General features: G+C 68.8%; 16 protein-coding genes and 1 pseudogene. 3 read left to right on the top strand and 14 right to left on the bottom strand.

Annotated elements, in window-relative coordinates; genetic code table 11:
- From tagF to INQ43_RS00545, 4 genes are all read right to left on the bottom strand, one after another.
- Positions 1-1002, bottom strand: a complete 1002-nt coding sequence (gene tagF / locus INQ43_RS00560; RefSeq protein ID WP_228062558.1) for a type VI secretion system-associated protein TagF — start codon at positions 1000-1002, stop codon at positions 1-3.
- Positions 1002-4787 carry a type VI secretion system membrane subunit TssM gene (gene tssM, locus INQ43_RS00555; RefSeq protein ID WP_194036773.1) on the bottom strand — a complete coding sequence of 1262 codons (3786 nt, stop codon included), beginning with the start codon at positions 4785-4787 and terminating at the stop codon, positions 1002-1004. Before tssM ends, tagF begins: the two co-directional genes overlap by 1 nt.
- Positions 4788-4804: 17 nt before the next feature.
- Positions 4805-6301 (bottom strand): hypothetical protein, encoded by a 1497-nt coding sequence (locus tag INQ43_RS00550; RefSeq protein WP_194036772.1) that lies wholly within the window; start codon positions 6299-6301, stop codon positions 4805-4807.
- Between the two features lie 209 nt (positions 6302-6510).
- The gene (locus INQ43_RS00545) at positions 6511-7428 is read right to left on the bottom strand and encodes a M15 family metallopeptidase (RefSeq protein WP_228062557.1); all 918 of its coding nucleotides are present in this window, start codon (positions 7426-7428) and stop codon (positions 6511-6513) included.
- Between the two features lie 206 nt (positions 7429-7634).
- Between INQ43_RS00545 and INQ43_RS12835 the strand changes: the two genes are divergently transcribed.
- Positions 7635-8387 (top strand): hypothetical protein, encoded by a 753-nt coding sequence (locus INQ43_RS12835; protein WP_228062556.1) that lies wholly within the window; start codon positions 7635-7637, stop codon positions 8385-8387.
- A 42-nt stretch (positions 8388-8429) separates the two neighbouring features.
- On the opposite strand, the gene INQ43_RS00535 is transcribed toward INQ43_RS12835, so the two are convergent.
- From INQ43_RS00535 to INQ43_RS00525, 3 genes and pseudogenes are all read right to left on the bottom strand, one after another.
- Positions 8430-9446 carry a 3-oxoacyl-ACP synthase III gene (locus tag INQ43_RS00535; RefSeq protein ID WP_193985300.1) on the bottom strand — a complete coding sequence of 339 codons (1017 nt, stop codon included), beginning with the start codon at positions 9444-9446 and terminating at the stop codon, positions 8430-8432.
- A 164-nt stretch (positions 9447-9610) separates the two neighbouring features.
- A pseudogene (locus INQ43_RS00530) lies at positions 9611-9856 on the bottom strand (DUF4156 domain-containing protein); the annotation flags it as partial.
- Positions 9857-10111: 255 nt separating this feature from the next.
- A complete protein-coding gene (locus INQ43_RS00525) occupies positions 10112-12934 on the bottom strand; it encodes a pitrilysin family protein (RefSeq protein WP_228062708.1) in 2823 nt (940 codons plus the stop codon).
- Positions 12935-13249: 315 nt separating this feature from the next.
- Between INQ43_RS00525 and INQ43_RS00520 the strand changes: the two genes are divergently transcribed.
- On the top strand, positions 13250-13753 hold the full coding sequence (locus INQ43_RS00520; protein WP_194036769.1) for a tRNA (cytidine(34)-2'-O)-methyltransferase: 504 nt from the start codon (positions 13250-13252) through the stop codon (positions 13751-13753).
- A gap of 50 nt (positions 13754-13803) precedes the next feature.
- Here the strand turns inward: INQ43_RS00520 and pgl are convergent, their stop codons facing one another.
- Both pgl and INQ43_RS00510 read right to left on the bottom strand, forming a co-directional pair.
- On the bottom strand, positions 13804-14502 hold the full coding sequence (pgl, locus tag INQ43_RS00515; protein WP_194036768.1) for a 6-phosphogluconolactonase: 699 nt from the start codon (positions 14500-14502) through the stop codon (positions 13804-13806).
- A 54-nt stretch (positions 14503-14556) separates the two neighbouring features.
- Positions 14557-15507 (bottom strand): cysteine synthase family protein, encoded by a 951-nt coding sequence (locus tag INQ43_RS00510; RefSeq protein ID WP_194036767.1) that lies wholly within the window; start codon positions 15505-15507, stop codon positions 14557-14559.
- A gap of 256 nt (positions 15508-15763) precedes the next feature.
- Here INQ43_RS00510 and INQ43_RS00505 point away from each other — a divergent pair, with 256 nt between their 5' ends.
- Entirely contained in the window at positions 15764-16342 is a 579-nt protein-coding gene (locus INQ43_RS00505; protein ID WP_193985291.1) for an Ax21 family protein, read from the top strand.
- A 100-nt stretch (positions 16343-16442) separates the two neighbouring features.
- On the opposite strand, the gene INQ43_RS00500 is transcribed toward INQ43_RS00505, so the two are convergent.
- From INQ43_RS00500 to INQ43_RS00480, 5 genes are all read right to left on the bottom strand, one after another.
- Positions 16443-17480 carry an NAD(P)H-dependent glycerol-3-phosphate dehydrogenase gene (locus INQ43_RS00500; protein ID WP_194036766.1) on the bottom strand — a complete coding sequence of 346 codons (1038 nt, stop codon included), beginning with the start codon at positions 17478-17480 and terminating at the stop codon, positions 16443-16445.
- A gap of 10 nt (positions 17481-17490) precedes the next feature.
- Positions 17491-18018, bottom strand: coding sequence for a protein-export chaperone SecB (gene secB, locus INQ43_RS00495; protein WP_194034691.1), 528 nt, complete (start codon positions 18016-18018; stop codon positions 17491-17493).
- A gap of 121 nt (positions 18019-18139) precedes the next feature.
- Positions 18140-18580, bottom strand: coding sequence for a rhodanese-like domain-containing protein (locus INQ43_RS00490; RefSeq protein ID WP_194034690.1), 441 nt, complete (start codon positions 18578-18580; stop codon positions 18140-18142).
- Between the two features lie 67 nt (positions 18581-18647).
- Positions 18648-19052: a hypothetical protein gene (locus INQ43_RS00485; RefSeq protein WP_194034689.1), complete on the bottom strand. Its 405-nt coding sequence runs from the start codon at positions 19050-19052 to the stop codon at positions 18648-18650.
- Between the two features lie 113 nt (positions 19053-19165).
- The gene (locus INQ43_RS00480) at positions 19166-19633 is read right to left on the bottom strand and encodes a YiiD C-terminal domain-containing protein (RefSeq protein ID WP_194034688.1); all 468 of its coding nucleotides are present in this window, start codon (positions 19631-19633) and stop codon (positions 19166-19168) included.
- Positions 19634-19686: the final 53 nt, after the last annotated feature.

Below are 19686 nucleotides of genomic sequence, written 5' to 3'. Positions count from 1 at the left end.
TCAGATTCCAAGAAAGGTCTCGTTGAACGTCTTGCGTGCGGCCCGCAGCGAGAGCTGGTCGCGATCCAGATAACTGACCAGCCGGTTGAGGGCGTAGTCGCCGGCGATGTGGTCCTCGACCCATTCGGCGTCATCGACCGCGATCAGCTGCTCCTGGCCGACGCGGCCGTCGAGCGTCGCCTGCAGCAGGCGGCCGTCGGCGCCGTTGAAGCCGATCAGCAGGCGCGGACCCGCGGCCGACGCCGTCGCTGCATCACATACCAGCACGGTGAGTTCGAAGTCCGCCCGGCCCAGGAAGCCGGCCAACAGGTCGAGCCAGAACGCGGCCACCAACGGCCGGTACAGCGCGTCCACCGGCAGGGGCAGCGACAGGCCCTTGTCGACCTGGGTCGCGCCGCCGGCGATGACCGGCTGCAGCAGCATCCCCAGCGCGGGCAGCAACCAGCGCAGTTGCAGCTGCGGGTAGCCGGACTGGCGCAGCAGTGCCTGCAACGAGCCGATGTCCTGCAACTCGATGAAATCATCGAAGGCGGCGTCGTAGACGCGCGGGTCGGTGTTGATCGCAACCCGCCCGTCGGCGAGCTGGCGCAGCGGCTCGGCGGGATCCTCGGCGGCGACGATCTGCTGCCCGCTGCGCGCCAGGCTGGACCACAGCCGCGACAGCGCCAGCGGGCTGCGGCCGATGAACGCCAGCGGCTGGGCCACCTCGAACCGCGTCGCAGCGAGAAAGGGAAAGCGGCGCTGCGAACTGTCCCGACTGGGCAGGTAATGACCGCCGATCGCCAGCCGGCTGCGCGAGCCGACGAAGGCGAAATGCAGCGGCGATGCCTGGTCGTAGAGCTGCTTCCAGCCCGGATCGCTGGCAAGCAATTCCAGTCCCTGCCCGGCCCAGCGGTCCAGAAGCATCATCAGCTGGTGGCTTTCCGGGGTGCGCACGAAGTCCCCGCGACTGGGCAGCTTGCCGAAGTAGCTGACCGGGTGCGCCGTCTCCACCGCCACCATTACTGCGCACCGCCGGGCGATGCCGCCGCAGTGGTCGCGCTGGGCGCGGGTTGCGCCGCCAACGCCGCGCCGGCCACCACCGCCGGCAGCTTCAGGCCCAGGGCATCATTGGCACCGGCGTTGGATTCCACCGTGCTGACGATGCGCAGCTCCACCTCGACCCGAGCGCCGTCGCGCGTCCAGCCCAGCCGGTAATGCTGGCGGCCGAGGCTGGTCTTCTCGGCAGCGTCGAACATCGCCGAGGTCGCGTTGTCACCGGGCGCGTTGAACACCTCCACGGTCCGTCCGTCACCGGTGACGGCATGGATCTGCACCCCGGGCACGCCCTCGCCCGGCAGCTGGAAGGTGTGCCATTGCGGCGGGGTGTTGCGGTAGCGCATCTGCTGGCCATCGACGGTCATCGTGTATTCGCGCCCCTGCGCCGCCAGCGGCAGGACCTGGAAGACCATCGTCGGTCCCTCGCCGGCAGCAGTGGCGCCGACCCAGCGCCCGTAGCCGGCCACCAGTTCGGGGCGCAGATTGATGCCGATGTCGGCCCACTGGCGCGGAGTCAGCATCGTGCCGCGGCGGATGACCAGCGACCCCAACGCGGATTCGCCGAATTTCGCGATCGCGCCCTGCGGGCCGAAGATCTGCTCGATGTCCGCGCGCGCCGCTTCCACCGTCGCCTCCGGCGCATACGGGTAACGCTGGCCGATGCCGTCCTCGAACGGGCGCAGCACCTGCGCCGTCCAGGTCTGGTTGATCTCGCCCTCGGTCGGCCGTACCAGCGCGGCGAAGGCCTGCACCAGCGGGCGCAGCAGCAGCGGGCGCAGGGTGTTGCGCTGGTCCTCGGCCAGACCGTTGAGCATCTGCTCGTCCACCAGCTTCAAGGCCAGGTCCAGTTCGGAGCCGCCGTCCAGCGTCTCCTGCATCAGCTTGCGTGCGCCCGGGCCCGGATCGCCCTGGGTCTTGATCTGGTTGAAGCGGCTGCGGACCTTGCCCAGCGCCTCGAAGTACTGCGGCAGCAGGGCCGGCCCACCGTCGTGCTCGACCAGCAGCCGCGCCAGTCCGGCAAACTTCTGCCCCAGCGGTCCGGCCTCCACCGGACCCTTCTCGCCGGTTTGCGGGTCCACCGAGACCGGGATCGAAGTCGGGTTGCGGCGCATGACCACCCGGTTGAACCAGCCGGCGATGCCGCCCTTGACCGCGCCGGCGGTGGCGTTGGCGGCGGCCGGGTTGTCCCACACGGTTTCCCGGTTGACGGCTTCCAGCAGCAGCCGCAGCGGCGAGTTGACCGGATCGCCGAGACGGTTCATCCGGCTCACCGCTTCTTCAAAATTGTCGAAGCGGGTGACGCTGATGCCCTGCAGGAACTTGCTCCACTCGCGCGCGTATTCGGCCTTGTACATCGCCGCCAGTTCGCGGGCGATGTGCTGCGGGCTGCCGGCCAGGGTCAGGTCGTTCTGCACCGTCGCCTCCAGCACCCAGTCGGTGCTGCTCAACTCGGTGCTGGACGCTTCCTTGATCGCGCCCTGGACGTAGTCCTCCCACGCCTTGCGGGTAAAGGTCCCGGGAATCTGGTGGCTGCCGGTGACCGCGCCGCCCGCCTGCTTGTCCCCCAGCAGGCTGGCCACGGTGACCGGGCTGAAGCGCGTTGCTGCACGGGCCTTGATCTGGGCGTACACGCGATCGCGCGCGGGCGTGCCCTTCATCACCTGGCGCAGCGCCTCGCGGCTGTCGTCCACGAGGCTGTACTTGAGCTCCAGTTGCGGCCAGCCTGGGTCGGCGGACTGCTGGACGTGGAAGGTCATCAGGCGGCCGGCGGCGCGCAGCAGTTCCTCGCGGGTCATCGCGCCGCGGTTGGCCTCCAGCCAGCCGCGCCAGAACCGGGTCAGCTGGTCGCTCAGATGGGTCGCCTCCACGCGCTCGTGGTTGCCCAGCATCAGGTAGGTCTTGAGCGCGTTGTAGGCGTCCTGCGAGTCGGTCGCGACCGCGTCCTCGTACAGGCGGGTGTCGCTGGTGGCGGCGGGATCGTCCGCGCCGTCATCGCTGTCGGACGGTGCGCCGGTCAGCGACGGCGGCTTCAGTTCGCTGCGCCGGGCCACGACCTGGCCCAGGTAGCTTTCCAGCTTGCTCGACACCGGCACCAGCATCAGCTGGCGCATGCCGTGGAAGTACTCCTCGCGCAGCTTGGCTTCCACCGCGGCGCCCTGGTAGAGGCCCAGTCCAAGGCTGAGCGGGTGGTCATCGCGATGCCGCTGCAGCTGCTCCAGCCGGTCCTGCAGCACGAGCAGGGCTTCGATGCGCGACTGCAGGTCGACCTTTTCCGCCTGCACCGCGATCGCCTTGGCCAGGTCCGCGGTGGCGTCGGCGACCAGTTGCTGGTTGCCGCTGTAGGACCAGGTCCAGCCCGCCAGCACGAGCGCCAGCGCGGCGACGGCACCGGCAAAGGCCGCGTAACGCACTCGCGTCCGGCCGGGGTTGGAGTATTGCCGGACCAGCTGGCGGTCGGCGAAGATCACCTTGCGGAACAGGCCGAGCAGGAAGTGGCTGCTGTCGGCGGGGGCCACGGTCTCCCCGGTGGGGCTGCCGCCGTGCAGTTCGAACTGGCGGGCCACGCGCTCCGACGCGGGCTGCACGGTGACGCCCTCCTGCAGGGCGCTGGTGAAATAGAAGCCGCGGAACACCGGCTTGAACTGGTAGGGGTTCTCCTCGAATAACGTGGCGATGAAGGTCCGCAGTGCCGGCTTGATCCCGGCGAACTCCATCGGCATCGCCAGCAGGCCCGGGCTGACATCGCGCCCGCGGGCCATCGCCATCTGTGCCAGGCCCATCTCGCGCAGTCCGTCGGCGAGCACGTCGAAGTGCCGGTCAAACGATTCCAGCGCGTCGCCTTCAGCACTGCCGGCGCCCTGCCTGTCCAGCTCGTAGGGGAGGGTCGCGCCCCAGGCGTTTTCGCGCTCGGCCGGATCCAGGCCGCGGAAGAAGTCGCTGAAGCCGCTGATCAGGTCGGCCTTGGTGAATACGACGTAGACCGGGGCGTGGACCTCCAGCCGCTCGGTCAGCTCCTGCACGCGCTGGCGCAGGTTCTTGGCCAGGTCGATCGCGAACTCGGGCTTGCTGCCCGACAGCTCGGCGATCGAGGCGGCAATGATGATGCCGTTGATCGGCGCGCGCGGCCGGTGCTTCTTGAGCAGGTCCAGGAACGTCAGCCATTCCAGCCGGTCCTCGGCGCTGACCGTGTAGCGACCCGCGGTGTCCAGCACGATGCCTTCGGTGGTGAAGTACCAGTCGCAGTTGCGGGTGCCACCCAGGCCATGGATCACGTTGCTGCGGTTGTCCTCGAAGGGAAAGCGCAGGCCCGAGTTGAGGATCGCGGTGCTCTTGCCGGCGGCGGGGTTGCCGATGATCACGTACCAGGGCAGCTCGTAGAGGGCAGCGTTGCCCTTCATCTGGCCCAGGCGCGAGGTCTTGATCGCCTTGACGGCCTCGGCCATGCGCTCGCGCAGGACCTCGGCATCCGCGCGCGCGGCGGGCTTGGCGGCGGTAACCGCGTTGTCGGCGTGCTCGGCTACCATGCTGTCAAGCCGCTTTGCGGCGCGCGCCGTGCGGAGCTTGCGCACGAGCAGGAACGCCAGCCAGGCCACAACGGCGAGGACGAGCAGCGCGACCAGCCAGCCGCCCGCCGCCATCAGAAAGTCCCTGCCGAAGTAGGCAACGGCGGCGGCGATGGCGATGCCCAGCGCGGCCAGCACGCGGTAGTCCCTCAGCCAGAAACGAAGGTTGGTCCAGAAGCTGCTCATCTACGCATCCATGATCGTCAAACGGGTTCCGCCGCGGGCGCGGCTGGGGGTTCAGGGCGGGGCACGGGCGACAGCGCGGCGGCAAAACGCACCGTGCCGTCGGCGACCGACGCGAGCACGACCGGCGCGTCTTCGGCCGTGGCCTGCGCCGCCGCAGCGGCGAGCAACGCGAGGACCGCCACCGCTCCGGTCTCGCCGCAGACCAGACCCAGGTGGCGACCCTGCTCGACCGGGTCCAGCTCGGGCAGGCAGACGGTCATCGCGCCGGCGATCTCGATCGCGCGGCTGGGACGGTGGTCGGCGTCGCTGAAGACGGCGGCGACCTCGTCGGCGGGCAGCGCGGCGACCGCCAGCGCGCGCTGCAGCAGCGACGCAAGCTCGCGCCCGGCCGTACGTCCGTGTCCCGCCGGTCCGTGCAGGACGCGATGCAGCCGCAACGGCGGCACTTCCCGCCCGTCGCCGGGAGTCTGCGTCGACAGCCACACGCCGGCCGCGCCCTCGCCGGGAATCAGTCCCTCCGGATGCCCGCTGACCAGCAGGCTGCGGGTCGCATCCAGCCGGCTGACCGCGAGCTCGTCCACCAGGCTGTGCGCCGCCAGCAGCAGGTGGGTGTCGGATGGCGCGGCGTCGGCATGCGCGTCGGGCTGGGCCAGCCGGTCGATCACCCGCCACGCATCGGCGGCGCCGGCGACCGGCTCGACGCTGATGCGGAACGTGCCGCTGGCAAATCCGATCGTGGCGGCCTTGTCGGCGATCCAGCCCAGGCAAGCGCGACGCACCGGCTCGGGCCAGTGGGCCGGCAGCAGCAGCCGGATGTGCAGGACCGGCGCCTGCGGCGCGGGCGCCAGCGCGCGCGAGGAACGCGAGTGCTGCATGGCATGAGGGTGCATCGCCGTGTCCGCGGACGGCGCAGCCACCGGGTCCACGTCCGCGAACGGCAGCGCGGCGTACAGCAGGTCTTCGACGACCGTCTCCAGCAGCGCCAGCGCGCGCAGCTGGTCCTCGGCAAGACCCGGCGAGCGCGGTCGCGATTCCGGCAGCAAGGCCTCGACGGCAGCGCGGACAGGCTCCACGTCCAGATCATCGACCTGGGCGGCAAATATCGGCAGGCCCATCTGGTCGCGCAGGGATGGATGCAGCGAGGGCCGCTGGGGCTGCAACAGCGCTCCGGCCAGGACTTCGCCGCCGCTGCCGACGCGTGTGAGGGCGGCGCTGTCCAGCAGGTAGAGGATCCGGTCGGCTTCGACCTGCTCGGCTGCGTCCTGAGCCCTAGCGCTGCCCGCAATCGAATCCGTCGCCGTCTGTTCGTGGCCCGCCTTGCGCCGGCGAGCAAGCGCCCGCAGCAGCAGAAAGCCAGCGACCAGCAACAGGGGCAGGAGCAACAAAGTGCCAACGATCTGCGGCGTGCCGGGCGTCGCGCCGCTGGACCGCCAATAGAGGATCGCGACCAGCCAAACCGCACCGAACGCCAGCGCGATTCCCAGCAGTCCCCGGATGAGCGCACCCACCCTCATTGCCGCGTATCCGGACGCACGGTCCCGCCCCCCGTTAACGACCGGCCACGGCGTCGCCGCGGGTGATCCACGCGTAGGCAACATCAACGGGTTTCCACATCGCCCTGCTCCCTGGCTTTGCCCTTCGGGCATCCGGCTTTCCTGCGCCGCGGGTCAAGATAGCAGGTGCAGCCCCCGGTTTTCACCTGCCGCGCCAGCCGATGAGCCCCTCATCGACCCGCCGCGCGACGCGCCTGGCGGCAATCGGACTTCAATTCCAGGTGGACGTAGTCCTTGATGCTGCGCCAGTTGCCACCCCATTCAAGGCCTGCCTCGACCGCCAATTCGCCGTACAGGAAGTAGCCGCGACGGGTCCACGGATCCTCCATGTCCCACTGCAGCCTGCCGTCGCGGTACAGCGCGCTGTCGACCGCGAGACCGTACTGGTGGCAGCTCTGGCCGGCGCCGGCACGGGTGACTGCGCCGCCCTTGGCCGCCAGGGACGCCTGCCGTTCGGGGCTGCGATAGCCCTCCACCAGCACCATCTCGTAACCGTGCACTTCGCGCATGACGCGGTAGATCGCGAGCACCCGCTGCTGGAAGTCCGGCGCGATGCGCGCCCACTTGCGATCGGCGCTGGAGATCTCTTGCGGGGCCACGACCGCTGCACCCCGCATCTGCGCGGCCTCCGCGGCGATAAACACGGCGGGCGGAAGTTCCGGCGGAGGCGCCAGGCGCTCACCGCGCAGCAGTTCCACCACATGGCTGTCCGCGCTGAAGCCCGCGCCGCCGCCGAAGTCGTCCCACAGCACCTGGCGACCGAATTGCAGGATCAGCAACGGTGGAAGCGCCAGGGCCGCTACGGTCGCGACCAGCAGCCAGCGTCGGCGGTGCAGCAACTGCCCCAGTCGCGCGCTGCCTCCACGCAGCGCGCGCGAGGAGTTGCCGGCGCGCGTGCCCGCGCCGTCTTGCCAGCGTCCCGCCGCGGCTGCCATCCGCGCGCGCCAGCGACCGACCCCGGCCAGCACACCGTCGCGCGCAGCCGGAAAGACCGCCAGCCACGCCAGCAGTACCGTCACCAGAAAAAACACCGCCATCCCAAGCGCGAGCATGTTGCCACCGTCCCTGTTGCCCACCTGACCGTCCACCAGGCCATCCAATTGACGCCACTGCGACCCCAACGCAGAATGCCCGGGCACATTGTCCGGCCCGGCCCGGACCGTAACCAGCCGGATTGGCGGTCTGGAAAGGAGTCCACGTGGATCGGCAAGATGCCAAACCCCGTCGCCCGAGCCTGATGGCCGGCGTCCCAAGCCCTGCGATCGGCCCGTCGCCGGCGCGGATCCTAGCAGACATGGACGGTGGCAAGACCGCCGCGGTCAGCACAGGCCCGGCTCCGCGAAGGAAACTGCTGATTCTTGCGGCCGCGGCCGTCAGTGTGTTCGCGCTGCTGTGGTGGTGGCAATCGGGAAACCGCCGGATAGGTTTTTCGCCGGCCGATGCGCCGATGCGCGCCGGATCCGGGACCGCCGGGATCGCGGCCGATGCTGGTCGCGGCGCGGCCACCATCATCGAAGAGCCCTCGCCTGGCAGCGGCCCCAATGCACCTCCCAATGCTGGGGACGGTTCAGCGTTCGGCGAAGGCGCGGACGACCCGCTGGCCTCCCCGTTTGCAGCGTCAACCCCGACTGCGGCAGTCGTGGCGACCGCTCGACCGGACGGTGCGAACCCGTTTACGCCCGGCGAACCGGCCCGAAGCAGGCCGCCTGTCGCGACACCGCCGCGGGCCGCGCGAGCCCGTGGAACGAACCCGGGTGCGCGCGCTGGCGAACCGGACCTGATGGCCACGTTGCTGGGCAACATCCAGGCCGCGGAGGCGGCGCCGGCCAGCGGGCTGGATACCCTGATCCGGAAAATGGAGAGCGACGAGGCGAGCGTCGTCGCCGGCAGGCAGAACGCGTCGACCGGCATTCAGCCGACGCGATCGCAGCAGATCCAGTCCAACCTGCGCGAATGCCCCCCGGCCAACACCTCCAAGGGGTTGAAGTGCCGGCAGGAGATCTGCGCCGTCTACGCCGGGCGCGACCCGGCGTGTCCGGCCGACTGAGTCGCCGCGGGATCGATCAAGCGGCGGCGCGTTGCGGTCCGGTTACCAGACCACCTCGGCCATGGAGCAGTTCAGCCCCGAACCGATACCGAGCAGGGCCACGCGGTCGCCCTTTTTCAGCCGACCCATCTCGCGCAGCTTGCTGAGCACGATCGGCACCGACGCGGGGCCGATATTGCCGTGCTCGCCAAAGATGGTCAGGACCTTCTTCGGATCGATGCCCATGGCCTTGGTGAAGGCGGCGGTGTGCACCTTGCTGACCTGATGGATGACGAACTCGTCCAGTTCCTCGGCCACCCAACCCAGCTTGTGGCGGGCAACGGCGAAGGTCTTCTGGGCCAGCTTGATGCCCTCGATGAGGAGCATCCGCGTGTCGGTGACCATGCCATCGAGGTTGCCGCGGCACAGCTTGTTCCATTCCGTCGCGGCCCGGGTCACGCCGCCCTTGTAGCGGGGCGCACCCGGAGCGAGCTCGGCGCGGGCCATGACCATCGCCGCCGCGCCCGACCCCAGGGTCAGCGTCGCCAGTTCATTGCGGAAGTCCGCCTCGGTGCAGGTGGCACTGCTCAGGCGCTCCAGGGTCTTCTCGTAAGCCAGGTCGGCCGTTTCACCGTCCACCACCAGCGCGTAGTCGATCTCGCCGCATTCGATCATGCGGCTGGCGATGTCCATGCCATTGATGAATGCAAGGCACGCGTTGGCGACGTCGAAGTTCTGGCAGGTGTCGGGCAGCCCCAGGTTGCCGCTGACGATCGAGGCCGTCGAAGGCTCCAGGTAGTCGCGGCTGACCGAGGTATTGACCAGCAGGCCAACGCGGTCGGGATCGATCCCGGAATCGGCCAGCGCCTTCACCGCCGCCAGCGTCGCCGCGTCGGAGGCGAGCACATCGCCGTCCCACAGTCGGCGCGCGTGGATGCCGGCGATATCGCCGAGCACGTCGGTGCGGATGCCCAGGCGGTCCAGGGTCGGCTTGAGCCGGAGATTGATCTCTTCCGAGCTCAACCGGCGTGGCGCGTCGATGTGGGCCAGGCCGGCGATGGCGACATGTTGGAACTGCATGGGCGGCAAACCAGGAAAGACAGGTATCACGACAGGTTAACGCGTTACCGTCCCGCCTGCATTAACACTGGCCGCGAAACCGGTCAGTTGCCGACCGGATACGTCTGCACGCCACCTTTCGGAGTCTCCGCCGCGGCCGGTCCGGGCACCGCCGTCACGCTGCCGCAGCGGTAGGCCGAGAACCGCTGCTCGCCGGCGGTCGGCGGGCCCATCGGCTGGATGGTGTCGGCCTGCAGGCCCGGCGCCTCGTTGCGGGCCAGGGTTTCCAGCTCTTCGCGCACGCGCAGGTTGTTGCGCTCGTAGAAGGCGACGCTGTCCTTGACCGAGACCGCGATCTCGCCCTGGCGGGTGCATCCCGCCGGCGGACCACCTGCGCCGATCACCCGGACGGCGCTGGCCCCCGGCGCCATTTTCACCCACGTGCACCCGCCGGCGAGGAGGACTGCGGTGGCAAGGGCAAGCGGGATGGCGAGGGTCGACGAGCGGATCATGGAAGCTCCTGGATGGATGGGGCCGCCGGAGCGGGAGCCCGAGGCGGGTGGTGCGGGCAGCCGATGTTATCGGCCGCCCGGCGTGAATCAGGCATAACCGCGCAGCGGACATCCCGCGCGCTTGGCAAGCGCCCGCCGCGCGAGGCCGGCGGGCGCTTGCGAAGATGCCACGCTCTACTCTTTGCTGGCGGCGCTGGTGGCCCGCGCGACCGGCTTGCCGTCTTCGTCCAGTACCTGCACCGGTCCCAGCTCGAGCGCGCGCACCGGCGCCTCGATCTGGCCCAGGTCACCGACCACGACCCAGGTCAACGCCGCCGGGTCGATCGTCGAGGCGGCCTTGGCCACCACAGCCGGGGTCATCGCGTCGATCTCGGCCTTGTGCTGGAAGACGTAGTCATCCGGGCGGTCGTAGCGGACGATGCCGGTGATCGTGCCCATCACCGCGCTGCCGGTCTCGTAGGCGCCGGGCAGGCTGCGGATTTCATTGGCCTTGACCTTGGAAACCTCCTCGGCGGTCGCCGGCGACTTGCCGCTGGCGAAGTCGTTGATCTCGCGCTTCAGTTCGGCCACCGACTCGGCGGTCTTGTCGATCTGGACCGGCGCGTACGCCAGCCACGGCCGCTGGCCGATCGCGCTGCTGGCGAAGCTGTAGGACCCGTAGGCCCAGTGCTTGTCCTCGCGCAGGTTCATGTTGAGCCGGGAGCTGAACTGGCCGCCCAGCACGGTGTTGGCGAAGCCGAACTCGGTGGCGTCCTCGGACTTGGTCGAGGGCACCAGTTCGCCGACGTAGATGTTCGCCTGCACCGCGCCGGGCTGGTCGATCAGGAACACGCGCGGCGCACCCGGCAGCGCGACGTCCGGGACGCTGACCGGCGCGGGCGCGGCGCCCTTGCCCTTCCAGTCGCCCAGGTGCCGGTTCAACATCGGCACGATCTCCTTCAGTGTGGTGTCACCGACCACCACCATCGTGGCCGCCTCCGGCCGCACCCAGCCCTGGTGGTAGGCCAGCAGGTCGTCACGGGTCAGCGCGGCGATCGTGTCCTCGGTCCCCGAGCCGCTGAACGGAATGGCATACGGGTGGCCCTCGCCGTACAGCAGCGGTGGCAGCACGCGCAGCGCGGCCGAATTGGGCCGTGCCTTCTCCTGCTTGATGCCGGCGATCCAGGTGGCCCGCACACGGTCGATCTCGCTCTGCTCGAAGCGCGGTTGGCGCAGCATCTGACTGAACAAGGCCAGCGACGGGTCGAGGTTTTCCTTCAGTGCCGAGAGCGATGCGCTTGCGCCGTCCAGGCCGGCGGCGGCGCCCAGGTTGGCGCCCAGCGCTTCGGCGCGCGCGGCAAAGCCCAGCGCGTCGTACTCGCCGGCGCCCTCATCGAGCATGCCCATGGTGAAGCTGGAGCTGCCAAGCTTGTCCGCCGGATCGGCCTTGAAGCCGCCGTCGAACATCAGCGAGAACTGGACCACCGGGATGTCGTGGCGCTGGGCGAGGATCACGCGGGTGCCGTTCTTGAGGGTGGCGCGCTGCAGCTCGGGGAACTTCAGCTCGGGGAACTCGTCGGGCAGCGGCACGCCCGTGCTGCGGTCCACGCTGGACGGCAACACGCTGTAGCGCGAATCCACCGCCGGCAGGGTCAGCGGCGCCGGCTCCACCGCCGGATCCTCGGCAAGCGGGGTGCGCTCGCCGGGCACCACCACCAGGGTGTGGTCGCCCTTGCCCAGCCACTGGCGCCCCAGCGCCTGCAACGTGGCCGGCTGCACGGCGGCCACCGTGGCCATGCTCTGGCGGAAGCAGCCCGGGTCTTCGGTGTAGATCGCGCAACTGGCCAGCGCGTCGGCTTTGCCGCCGAAGCCGCCGATTCGCTCGACACCGCGGATGAAGCCCGCCCGCACCACGGTCTTCGCCTGCGCCAGCTCGGCGGCATTGGGACCTTCGGCCAGCAGCCGCTGCAGCTCCTCGTCGATGATCGCCTCGACCTTCTTCGGGTCCACGCCTTCCTTGACGGTCGCGAAGACGAGGAAATTGGAGCCCAGCTGCGACTCGCTGAGACCGGCGGTCACGTTGTCGACCAGCTTGTCGGCGTGCACCAGCCGCCTGGCCAGGCGCGAGGTGCTGCTGCCGCCAAGGACCTGGGCCAGCACGCCGAGCTGGTCGGCTTCCACCGTCGCGGTCGGCGGGACGTTCCAGGCCCGGTAGATGCGCGCCTGCGGCACCCGATCCTCGAGCACTTCGCGGGTCGAGGCCGGCCGCCGGGCGACATCGACCGGCGGCTGCGCCATGTCCGGGCCGGCCGGGATGTCGCCGAAATAGCGGGCAACCTTTTCCTTTGCCGTCGCCACGTCGATGTCGCCGGCCAGCACCAGCACCGCGTTGTTGGGGCCGTACCACGCGCGGAACCAGTTCTTGACGTCCTCCAGCGAGGCCGCGTCGAGGTCGGCCATCGAGCCGATCACGCTGTGGTGGTAGGGATGCTCGACCGGATACAGCGCCTGGTTCAACTTGGTCCAGACCTGGCCGTAGGGCTGGTTCTCGCCCTGGCGCTTCTCGTTCTGGACCACGCCGCGCTGCTCGTCCAGGGTGGCCTGGTCGATCGCGCCCAGCAGGTGGCCCATGCGGTCGGACTCCATCCACAGCGCGGTATCCAGCGCGGTGGTCGGCACGTTCTGGAAGTAGTTGGTGCGGTCGGTATTGGTGGTGCCGTTCATGTCAGTTGCGCCGACCATCTCGAACGGATCGAAGTACTCGCCGCGATGGTTCTCCGAGCCGTTGAACATCAGGTGCTCGAACAGGTGGGCGAAACCGGTGCGGCCCCGGGGCTCGTCCTTGCTGCCGACGTGGTACCAGACGTTGACCGCGACGATCGGCGCCTTGCGGTCGGTGTGGACGATGACCCGCAGTCCGTTGGGCAGGGTGAACTGCTCGTAGGCGATGTCCACCGGCGCTGCCGTGACGGCCGTGCGCGCCTGGGCGGGCTGCGGCAGGAAGGCCAGGCTGCCCATGGCAACGGCGACCCCGAGGGCGAGCGCGCCGTGGCGCAGCGTGCGCGGCCGGGCGTCAGCAACGACGCTGCGGCGCGACGGGCGGGGAGAACCAGCAGGAACGGCGGGAAGCAACGCGGCTGCGCGGGACGATGCGGACATTCGACACTCCTTGTACGGTCCCGCCCGATATGGACGGATACGCAATCGTAACGGCAGCGCGCGTTATGGGGACCGGGTCACAAGTCACGCCGCTGCTCCCGTTGCCGGTCGCGCCGACGCGCAGTCACCACACTTGCGCCGCCGCGACGCTGCCGCCGCCCGCATAATCGCGGCATGTTCGACGTCATCCTCCACCAGCCCGAGATCCCGCCCAACACCGGCAACGCCATCCGCCTGTGCGCCAATACGGGCGCACGCCTGCATCTCGTGCGGCCGCTGGGCTTCAGCCTGGAGGACCGCCAGCTGCGCCGCGCCGGGCTCGATTACCACGAGTACGCCGGCATGCAGGTGCATGACGATCTGGACGGCGCCCTGACGTCCATCGCCGAGGCGCGCCAGACCGGACCACGCGTGTTTGCGCTCAGCACCCGCGGCAGCGTGCGCTACGACCGGCCGGCCTACCGCAGCGGCGACGTCTTCCTGTTCGGCTGCGAGACCCGGGGCCTTCCGGCGGAGGTACTGGCGAAGTTGCCCGCCGATCAGCGGCTGCGCCTGCCGATGCAGCCGGGCAACCGCAGTGTGAACCTCTCCAACGCGGTGGCCGTGGTGGTGTTTGAAGCGTGGCGGCAGCAGGGCTTTGCCGGCGATCCGGGTGCTGGTACTGCCGTGCCCGATTGAGCGCTGCGCTCGGCGCTCGGGGAAGCGCCCCATTCCCCGGGGGAAGCGGGTTACGGACTCCAGTGGATCTGCACATCGACCGTGGGCGCGCCGAGTACCGCCATCACCGGATGACGCTGTGGATCGTTCAGCGCGATCGCTTCTTCCAGCACGCTGCGCTTGGCGTCGCCCGTGATGAGCAGGTGCAGCGCGTCTGAGCGCAGGATACGGCCCACGCTGAGGCTGATGCGCGGGTAGGGTGCTTCAGGCGGCAAGGGGTCGGGATCGAACCGGCACGCTTCCAGGACCGGGTCGTAGCCGCAAGCCAGCTCGGGAGCCCCCGGGAACAGCGACGCGGTATGGCCGTCATTGCCCATCCCCAGCACGACGGCATCAAAGTTCTGCCGATGCAGCGCCAGCCAGGCGCGGGCTTCGACCAGGGAGGCGTCCGGGTCGCCGTCGGGCGCGGTCAGCGCCGCCAATTGCACGCCATTGGCCGGCGCGAATGCCTCGGCCAGGCCGCGCAGGTTGGAGGCCGGCGACTCCACCGGCACGCAACGGTCATCGGTGGGCAGCAGGGTGACGTTCTGCCACGCCAAGGGTGCCTGCGCGAGCTGCCGGTATACCGGCCACGGTGTGCTCCCACCGGCGAGCGCCAGCATGGCGGCGCCGTGTTCGTCCAGGCCGGCCCGCAACGAGGCCTGCAGCGAATCAACGAGATGAGCGGCCAGCTGCCGCGCATCGGCGTGGGTGTGCAGGGTCCAGCCCATGATCTGACTCCCGGAAGGATGACGGGCGCCATGCTATCGGCCCTTGCCGGGCCGTCAGATGAAGGGCGTCGGCTCCTCGGGCTGGCTGTCGGCCTGGACGAAATACTCCTGCAGGTACTTCTCGCCCTTGTCGCAGAACAGCGTCACCACGGTTTTCAGTTCCGGGTGCAACTCGCGGACCCGCTTGGCGGCCAGCAGGTGCGCTCCCGAACTGGGACCACAGAACAGCCCGTGCGCGCGGGCCAGATGCCGCATTGCGCCGACCGCGTCCGCGCTGGCCACACTGGTGACCTCATCGACCAGCGCGCCGTGGCGCTGGAAGATCCCCGGCACGAAGCCATCGGAAATGCCTTCGATCTTGTGCAGGGCGACCTCGCCGCACAGCAGCGTCTGCGACTCGGACGGCTCCATCGCGAACAGCCGCACATCGGGATTGACCTCGCGGAATGCCTGGCCGACGCCGATCAGGGTGCCGCCGGTTCCCACGCCCGCCACCAGCGCATCGGGCACGACGCCTTCCGGCAACTGGGCGAGGATCTCCGGACCGAGGACGAGGCGGTTTTCTTCCACATTCCACTCGGACTCGAACTGGCTGGGACAGAAATGGTGGGGCTGCGCACCCAGTTCGCGCGCCTTCTCAAGCGCCGAGTTCACGTGGAAATCCCCGCAGAACAGCACCTCAGCCCCGTAGGCGCGCGATATCGCGACCCGTTCGCCGGACAGGCCTTCGGGCATCACCACCAGCATCCGGTATCCCTTCACCGCCGCGACCATTGCCAGCGCGTTGCCGGTGTTGCCGCTGGTGGCTTCCACGATGGTGTCGCCGGGTTGCAACAGGCCCGCCTCCTCGGCCTTCTCGATCATGTACTTGGCGATGCGGGCCTTGATCGATCCGGAAGGATTCAGGAACTCCAGCTTGGCTAGAATCCCCTCGACTTCCACCAGCGGCGTGTCGCCAACGGCATCCAGGATGCTGCTTGAGATGGATGGAAAACGGATTGCCATGTTGGACTCCTCTGGAATCGACCGCATCGTCGGGCGCCCAGTCTGCAGAAGGAGGCGTTGCGGCTTCATGACACCGGTCAACCGGGCTTCCAATATTCCATCCTGAACAGCACCTGTAGTTATTGAACGGTCAAGTACACAATTCAGTTGGGATTACACCCCCGCGGGGATACTGCCGGGGTCCAGCTGGGATGCCACCTTGGTTTGAGGCGGCCGCAGCCGGAATGAGCTATCCCTTTCAAGAGGCCGAAAAATCATGAAGAAGTCACTGCTTGCCCTGAGCCTGATCGCCGCGCTCCCGTTTGCTGCTTCGGCCGCCGATGGCATCTCCTACAACTACGTCGAAGCCGGCTACATCGCCACCGACACCGACTACAGCGACGCCGACGGGTTTGCCGTCCGCGGTTCCGGCGCCATCGCGCCGAACTTCCACGTGTTCGGTGACTACTCCAACCAGAAGACCGACGATTTCTTCGTTGGTCCGCTGCGCTACCGCGGCGTCAAGATCGATCAGTGGCGCCTGGGCGTGGGCTACAACCACGAGATCTCCCCGGCCGCCGACCTGGTGACCCGCGTCGCCTACGAGCGTTCCGAGGACGAGTTCAACAACAGCCTGAACGGCTACAGCGTTGAAGTCGGCGTGCGCGGCGCGCTGGCGCCGAACTTCGAAGGCTACGCGATGGCCGGCTATGAAGACGGCAGCGACTACGACGGTGACTTCTACGGTCGCCTCGGCGCGCAGGTGAAGTTCAACCCGATGTGGGGCCTGAGCGGCGACGTCAAGTTCGTCGACGGCGACACCCAGTGGTTCATCGGTCCGCGCATCACGTTCTGATATCGATCGTCATACAGGAAAAAAAGCCCGGCCTCGGCCGGGCTTTTTTATGGGCGTACTCCGCGGAGTGTGTTCGCGGAGGGTGCGTTTCGAGGAGGACTCAGCCGAACAACGGACCGGGATACTCGGCCTTCTGCTCGCGCGCCATCAACTGGCGCAACCCCTGGGCCGGCGTGAGATCGCCATGCAAGACCGCGAACACGGCTTCGGCGATCGGCAGTTCGACCTCGTGCCGGCGGGCCAGGCGCATCACCTCGTCGGCGGTCTGCACCGACTCGACCACCTGGCCGATGTCGCGGATCGCGTCCTCGATGGATTGACCGCGCCCCAATGCCAGCCCCAAACGGCGATTGCGTGAGAGGTCCCCGGTGCAGGTCAACACCAGATCACCCAGGCCGGCCAGGCCCATCACCGTCTCCGGACGACCGCCCAGGGCGCGGTTGAGGCGCAGCATCTCGTTGAGGCCGCGGGTGATCAGGCCGGCGCGGGCGTTCAGGCCCAGCTCCATGCCGTCGGCGACCCCGGTGGCCACCGCGAGTACGTTCTTCATCGCCCCGCCCAGCTCGGCGCCGAGCATGTCATCGCCGGTGTAGGCGCGGAAACTCGGCCCGTGCAGGACGTCGGCAACGCGTTTGGCAAAGTCTGCGCTTGCCGAATGCACCGTCAACGCGGTGGGCAGGCCGATGGCGACCTCCTTGGCAAACGAAGGACCGGTGACCACTGCCAGTGGCACATCGCCTCCGAGCACCTCGGCGGCAACCTCGTGCAGGAAGCGGCCGCTGCCCGGCTCGAAACCCTTGCTGGCCCAGGCCACGCCGGCATGCGCCGGGCGGTGCGGTGCAAGCAGCCGCAAGGTGTCGGCAAAGGCGTGCGACGGTACGACCACCAGGACCAGGTCGGCGTCCGTCAGCGCCTCGACCAGATCACCGGTCGCGCGCAACGTGTCCGGCAGCATGATTCCCGGCAGATACCGGGCGTTCTCCCGGTCGTGCTTGATGCCGGCGATGGCCTCCGCGTCGCGACCCCACAGTACGGTGTCGTGTCCGTGCCGCGTGATCAGTGCGGCCAGTGCCGTGCCCCACGAGCCCGCGCCCAGCACGGCCACGCGCAGGGCGCTGTTTTCCACCGAGTCGCTCATGCCGACGAGATCAGGCGTTGCCGGCGGTCTCGACGCCGTCCAGCCCGGGGGCCGCGTTCTCGGATTCCTTGGCCGCGCGCTGGCGCAGGCTCTCGCTGTAGAGGGCCTCGAAATTGATCGGCTGCAGGAAGAACGGCGGGAAGCCACCGGACTGGATCAGGCTGCTGATCAGGGCGCGCGAGTACGGGTAGAGCACGTTGGGGCAATGGATACCGAGCATCGCGTCCAGCTGCGCCGGCTCGAAACCGGTCATGCTGAACACACCGGCCTGCTTGACCTCGGCCAGGTACAGCGGCTTGTCGTCGGCATTGCAGGTCAGGGTGATGCCCAGGACGACCTCGTACAGGCCTTCGTTGACCTGCTGCACGCTCTGGCTGAGGTTCATCTGCAACTCCGGCTGGGCCTGCTCGTTGAACACGCCCGGTCCGCCTGGAACTTCGAAGGAGACGTCCTTGGCGTAGATCTTCTCGACCGTGAAAGACGGGCCGGTGGCGGCTTCAGCCGGCGCGGCGGCACCGTTGAGGGTTTCTTCGGACATCGGGATTACTCCAGCGTAAAGACGGAAAAGTAACGATTATGGCATGCGATCAACGCGTGCCCGGCTCAAGACTGGGGCCGTCCGGCAGCGACGCAAGGCTGCGCGGCTACCGCTGACCCGTTCAGCCGCGGCGGCCCTTCACCAGGGGCAGGTCGGCCTGGCGCCAGGCCTGGATGCCGCCCTCGAGCACGTAGACCTTCTCGAAGCCGGCCTTCTTCAGCCGCTTGGCCGACGCGCCGGCCGTCATGCCGGTGCGGCACACGACGATCACCGGCAGCGCCTTGGCGGCGGCCAGCTGTTTGCTTTCCGGATCGAACTGGCTGGGCTGGACCGATTTGCTGCCGGCAATGTGGCCTTTCTCGAAGTCGCTGCTGGGGGACAGGTCGATCACCAGTGCGTTGTCGCGGTTCATCAATCCCACCAGTTCGGCAGGACGCAGGCTGGCGTACCCGCGGAACAGCTGGGCGATTTCGGTGAACACCAGGGCCACCGTGATGCCGACCAGCGCCAGCGAAAGCAGGGGGTGACGCTGGGCGAACGCCAGCAGTTCTTCAAAGGTCACGGAATCACGCGCACGGGCTTGGGGCCGGCGATTGTCGCCCAGCAGCGGGGCGCGTGCAAAAACACGCTCATTGGCCTGCCCACAGATCCGGCAGGTCGCTGACCAGCCACCACCCCTTGGCGTTCTCGTCCCAGCGCCACTGCTCGAGGTAGCGGACGGTGCGCTCGGCCATGGTGTGGCGGTTGATCACGCCGATCTCGATGTTGCGAACCGCCCGGCCGTTGGCGGTATCCACGGCGCCGCCGACATCGCGGTAGGACGAGACCTGGACCTGTTCGTAGCGTTCCATCTGCAGCGGGCTGAGCGGATTCGCATCGCGGACCGCCGGATCGACCAGGTTCCGCGCGCCGCCAAAATCGCCCCAGCGGATCGCTCCCGACCAGGCGTATTGCGCGGAGTCCAGCGCGTTGGCGGCGGGACTGGCACTGCCGCAGCCGGCAAGCACCAGCAGCGAGGCCAGTGCGAACAGCATCGCGCGCAGGCCGGGCCGACGGTTTCGCGGAAGAAGACGGGTAGGCCAAGGCACGTTGAGGAGTCTCCGGGTGGCAGGCGTCCCATCGTAACGGGCGCTGTGGACAGGGTGGCTCAGCGGGCGATCGCGACGTAGCGGGCGCTGAAATCGGTGGCAAGCCGGCCGTCGGCCAACATCAGGCGGGCGACCAGGCTGACGCGTGCGCGCCGGCGCTGGCGAAGGGTCGCAATGAATGCGTCCCAGCCGCCTGAAGGCGCCAGCCCGGCGGTGATGCGCAGGTCGTCGTAGACGGGGTGCAGATAACGGACCTGACTGTCGGCGACGTAGATCCCCGCATCGATTCCGGCAGCCTCGACCTGCATCGTCACCAGCCCCCAGGACGCCAGGGTCATCAGCGAGACCATGCTGCCGCCAAAGGCGCAGCCCTTGTCGTTGACGTGCAACGCCAGTGGCGCCGTCAGGCAGAGTCTGTCGCCGTCGAAGCTCTCGATCACCGGCGCCATCGCCGCCACCGGCGGCATCGACTGGAAACGCTGCTCGAGACCCTGCAAGGCCTCGCTGTAGGACGCAGATTGCGGCATGTAAACCCTGGCTGGAGCCGGATCGACCGGTAAATGGGATGGGTGCGCAGGCG

This window comes from Lysobacter sp. H23M47, assembly GCF_015209765.1.
In the GTDB taxonomy this organism is placed as follows: Bacteria; Pseudomonadota; Gammaproteobacteria; order Xanthomonadales; family Xanthomonadaceae; genus Novilysobacter; species Novilysobacter avium.
Note: the sequence above shows the minus strand (reverse complement) of the source record. Positions and strands in the feature narration are given on the sequence as shown.

Excerpts from the sequence above, each read along its gene's own strand:
- tagF (WP_228062558.1), bottom strand. The coding sequence starts at position 1,002 with ATGGTGGCGGTGGAGACGGCGCACCCGGTCAGCTACTTCGGCAAGCTG.
- tssM (WP_194036773.1), bottom strand. The coding sequence starts at position 4,787 with ATGAGCAGCTTCTGGACCAACCTTCGTTTCTGGCTGAGGGACTACCGC.
- INQ43_RS00550 (WP_194036772.1), bottom strand. The coding sequence starts at position 6,301 with ATGAGGGTGGGTGCGCTCATCCGGGGACTGCTGGGAATCGCGCTGGCG.
- INQ43_RS12835 (WP_228062556.1), top strand. The coding sequence starts at position 7,635 with ATGGACGGTGGCAAGACCGCCGCGGTCAGCACAGGCCCGGCTCCGCGA.
- INQ43_RS00535 (WP_193985300.1), bottom strand. The coding sequence starts at position 9,446 with ATGCAGTTCCAACATGTCGCCATCGCCGGCCTGGCCCACATCGACGCG.
- INQ43_RS00525 (WP_228062708.1), bottom strand. The coding sequence starts at position 12,934 with ATGGGCAGCCTGGCCTTCCTGCCGCAGCCCGCCCAGGCGCGCACGGCC.
- INQ43_RS00520 (WP_194036769.1), top strand. The coding sequence starts at position 13,250 with ATGTTCGACGTCATCCTCCACCAGCCCGAGATCCCGCCCAACACCGGC.
- pgl (WP_194036768.1), bottom strand. The coding sequence starts at position 14,502 with ATGGGCTGGACCCTGCACACCCACGCCGATGCGCGGCAGCTGGCCGCT.
- INQ43_RS00510 (WP_194036767.1), bottom strand. The coding sequence starts at position 15,507 with ATGGCAATCCGTTTTCCATCCATCTCAAGCAGCATCCTGGATGCCGTT.
- INQ43_RS00505 (WP_193985291.1), top strand. The coding sequence starts at position 15,764 with ATGAAGAAGTCACTGCTTGCCCTGAGCCTGATCGCCGCGCTCCCGTTT.
- INQ43_RS00500 (WP_194036766.1), bottom strand. The coding sequence starts at position 17,480 with ATGAGCGACTCGGTGGAAAACAGCGCCCTGCGCGTGGCCGTGCTGGGC.
- secB (WP_194034691.1), bottom strand. The coding sequence starts at position 18,018 with ATGTCCGAAGAAACCCTCAACGGTGCCGCCGCGCCGGCTGAAGCCGCC.
- INQ43_RS00485 (WP_194034689.1), bottom strand. The coding sequence starts at position 19,052 with ATGCTGTTCGCACTGGCCTCGCTGCTGGTGCTTGCCGGCTGCGGCAGT.
- INQ43_RS00480 (WP_194034688.1), bottom strand. The coding sequence starts at position 19,633 with ATGCCGCAATCTGCGTCCTACAGCGAGGCCTTGCAGGGTCTCGAGCAG.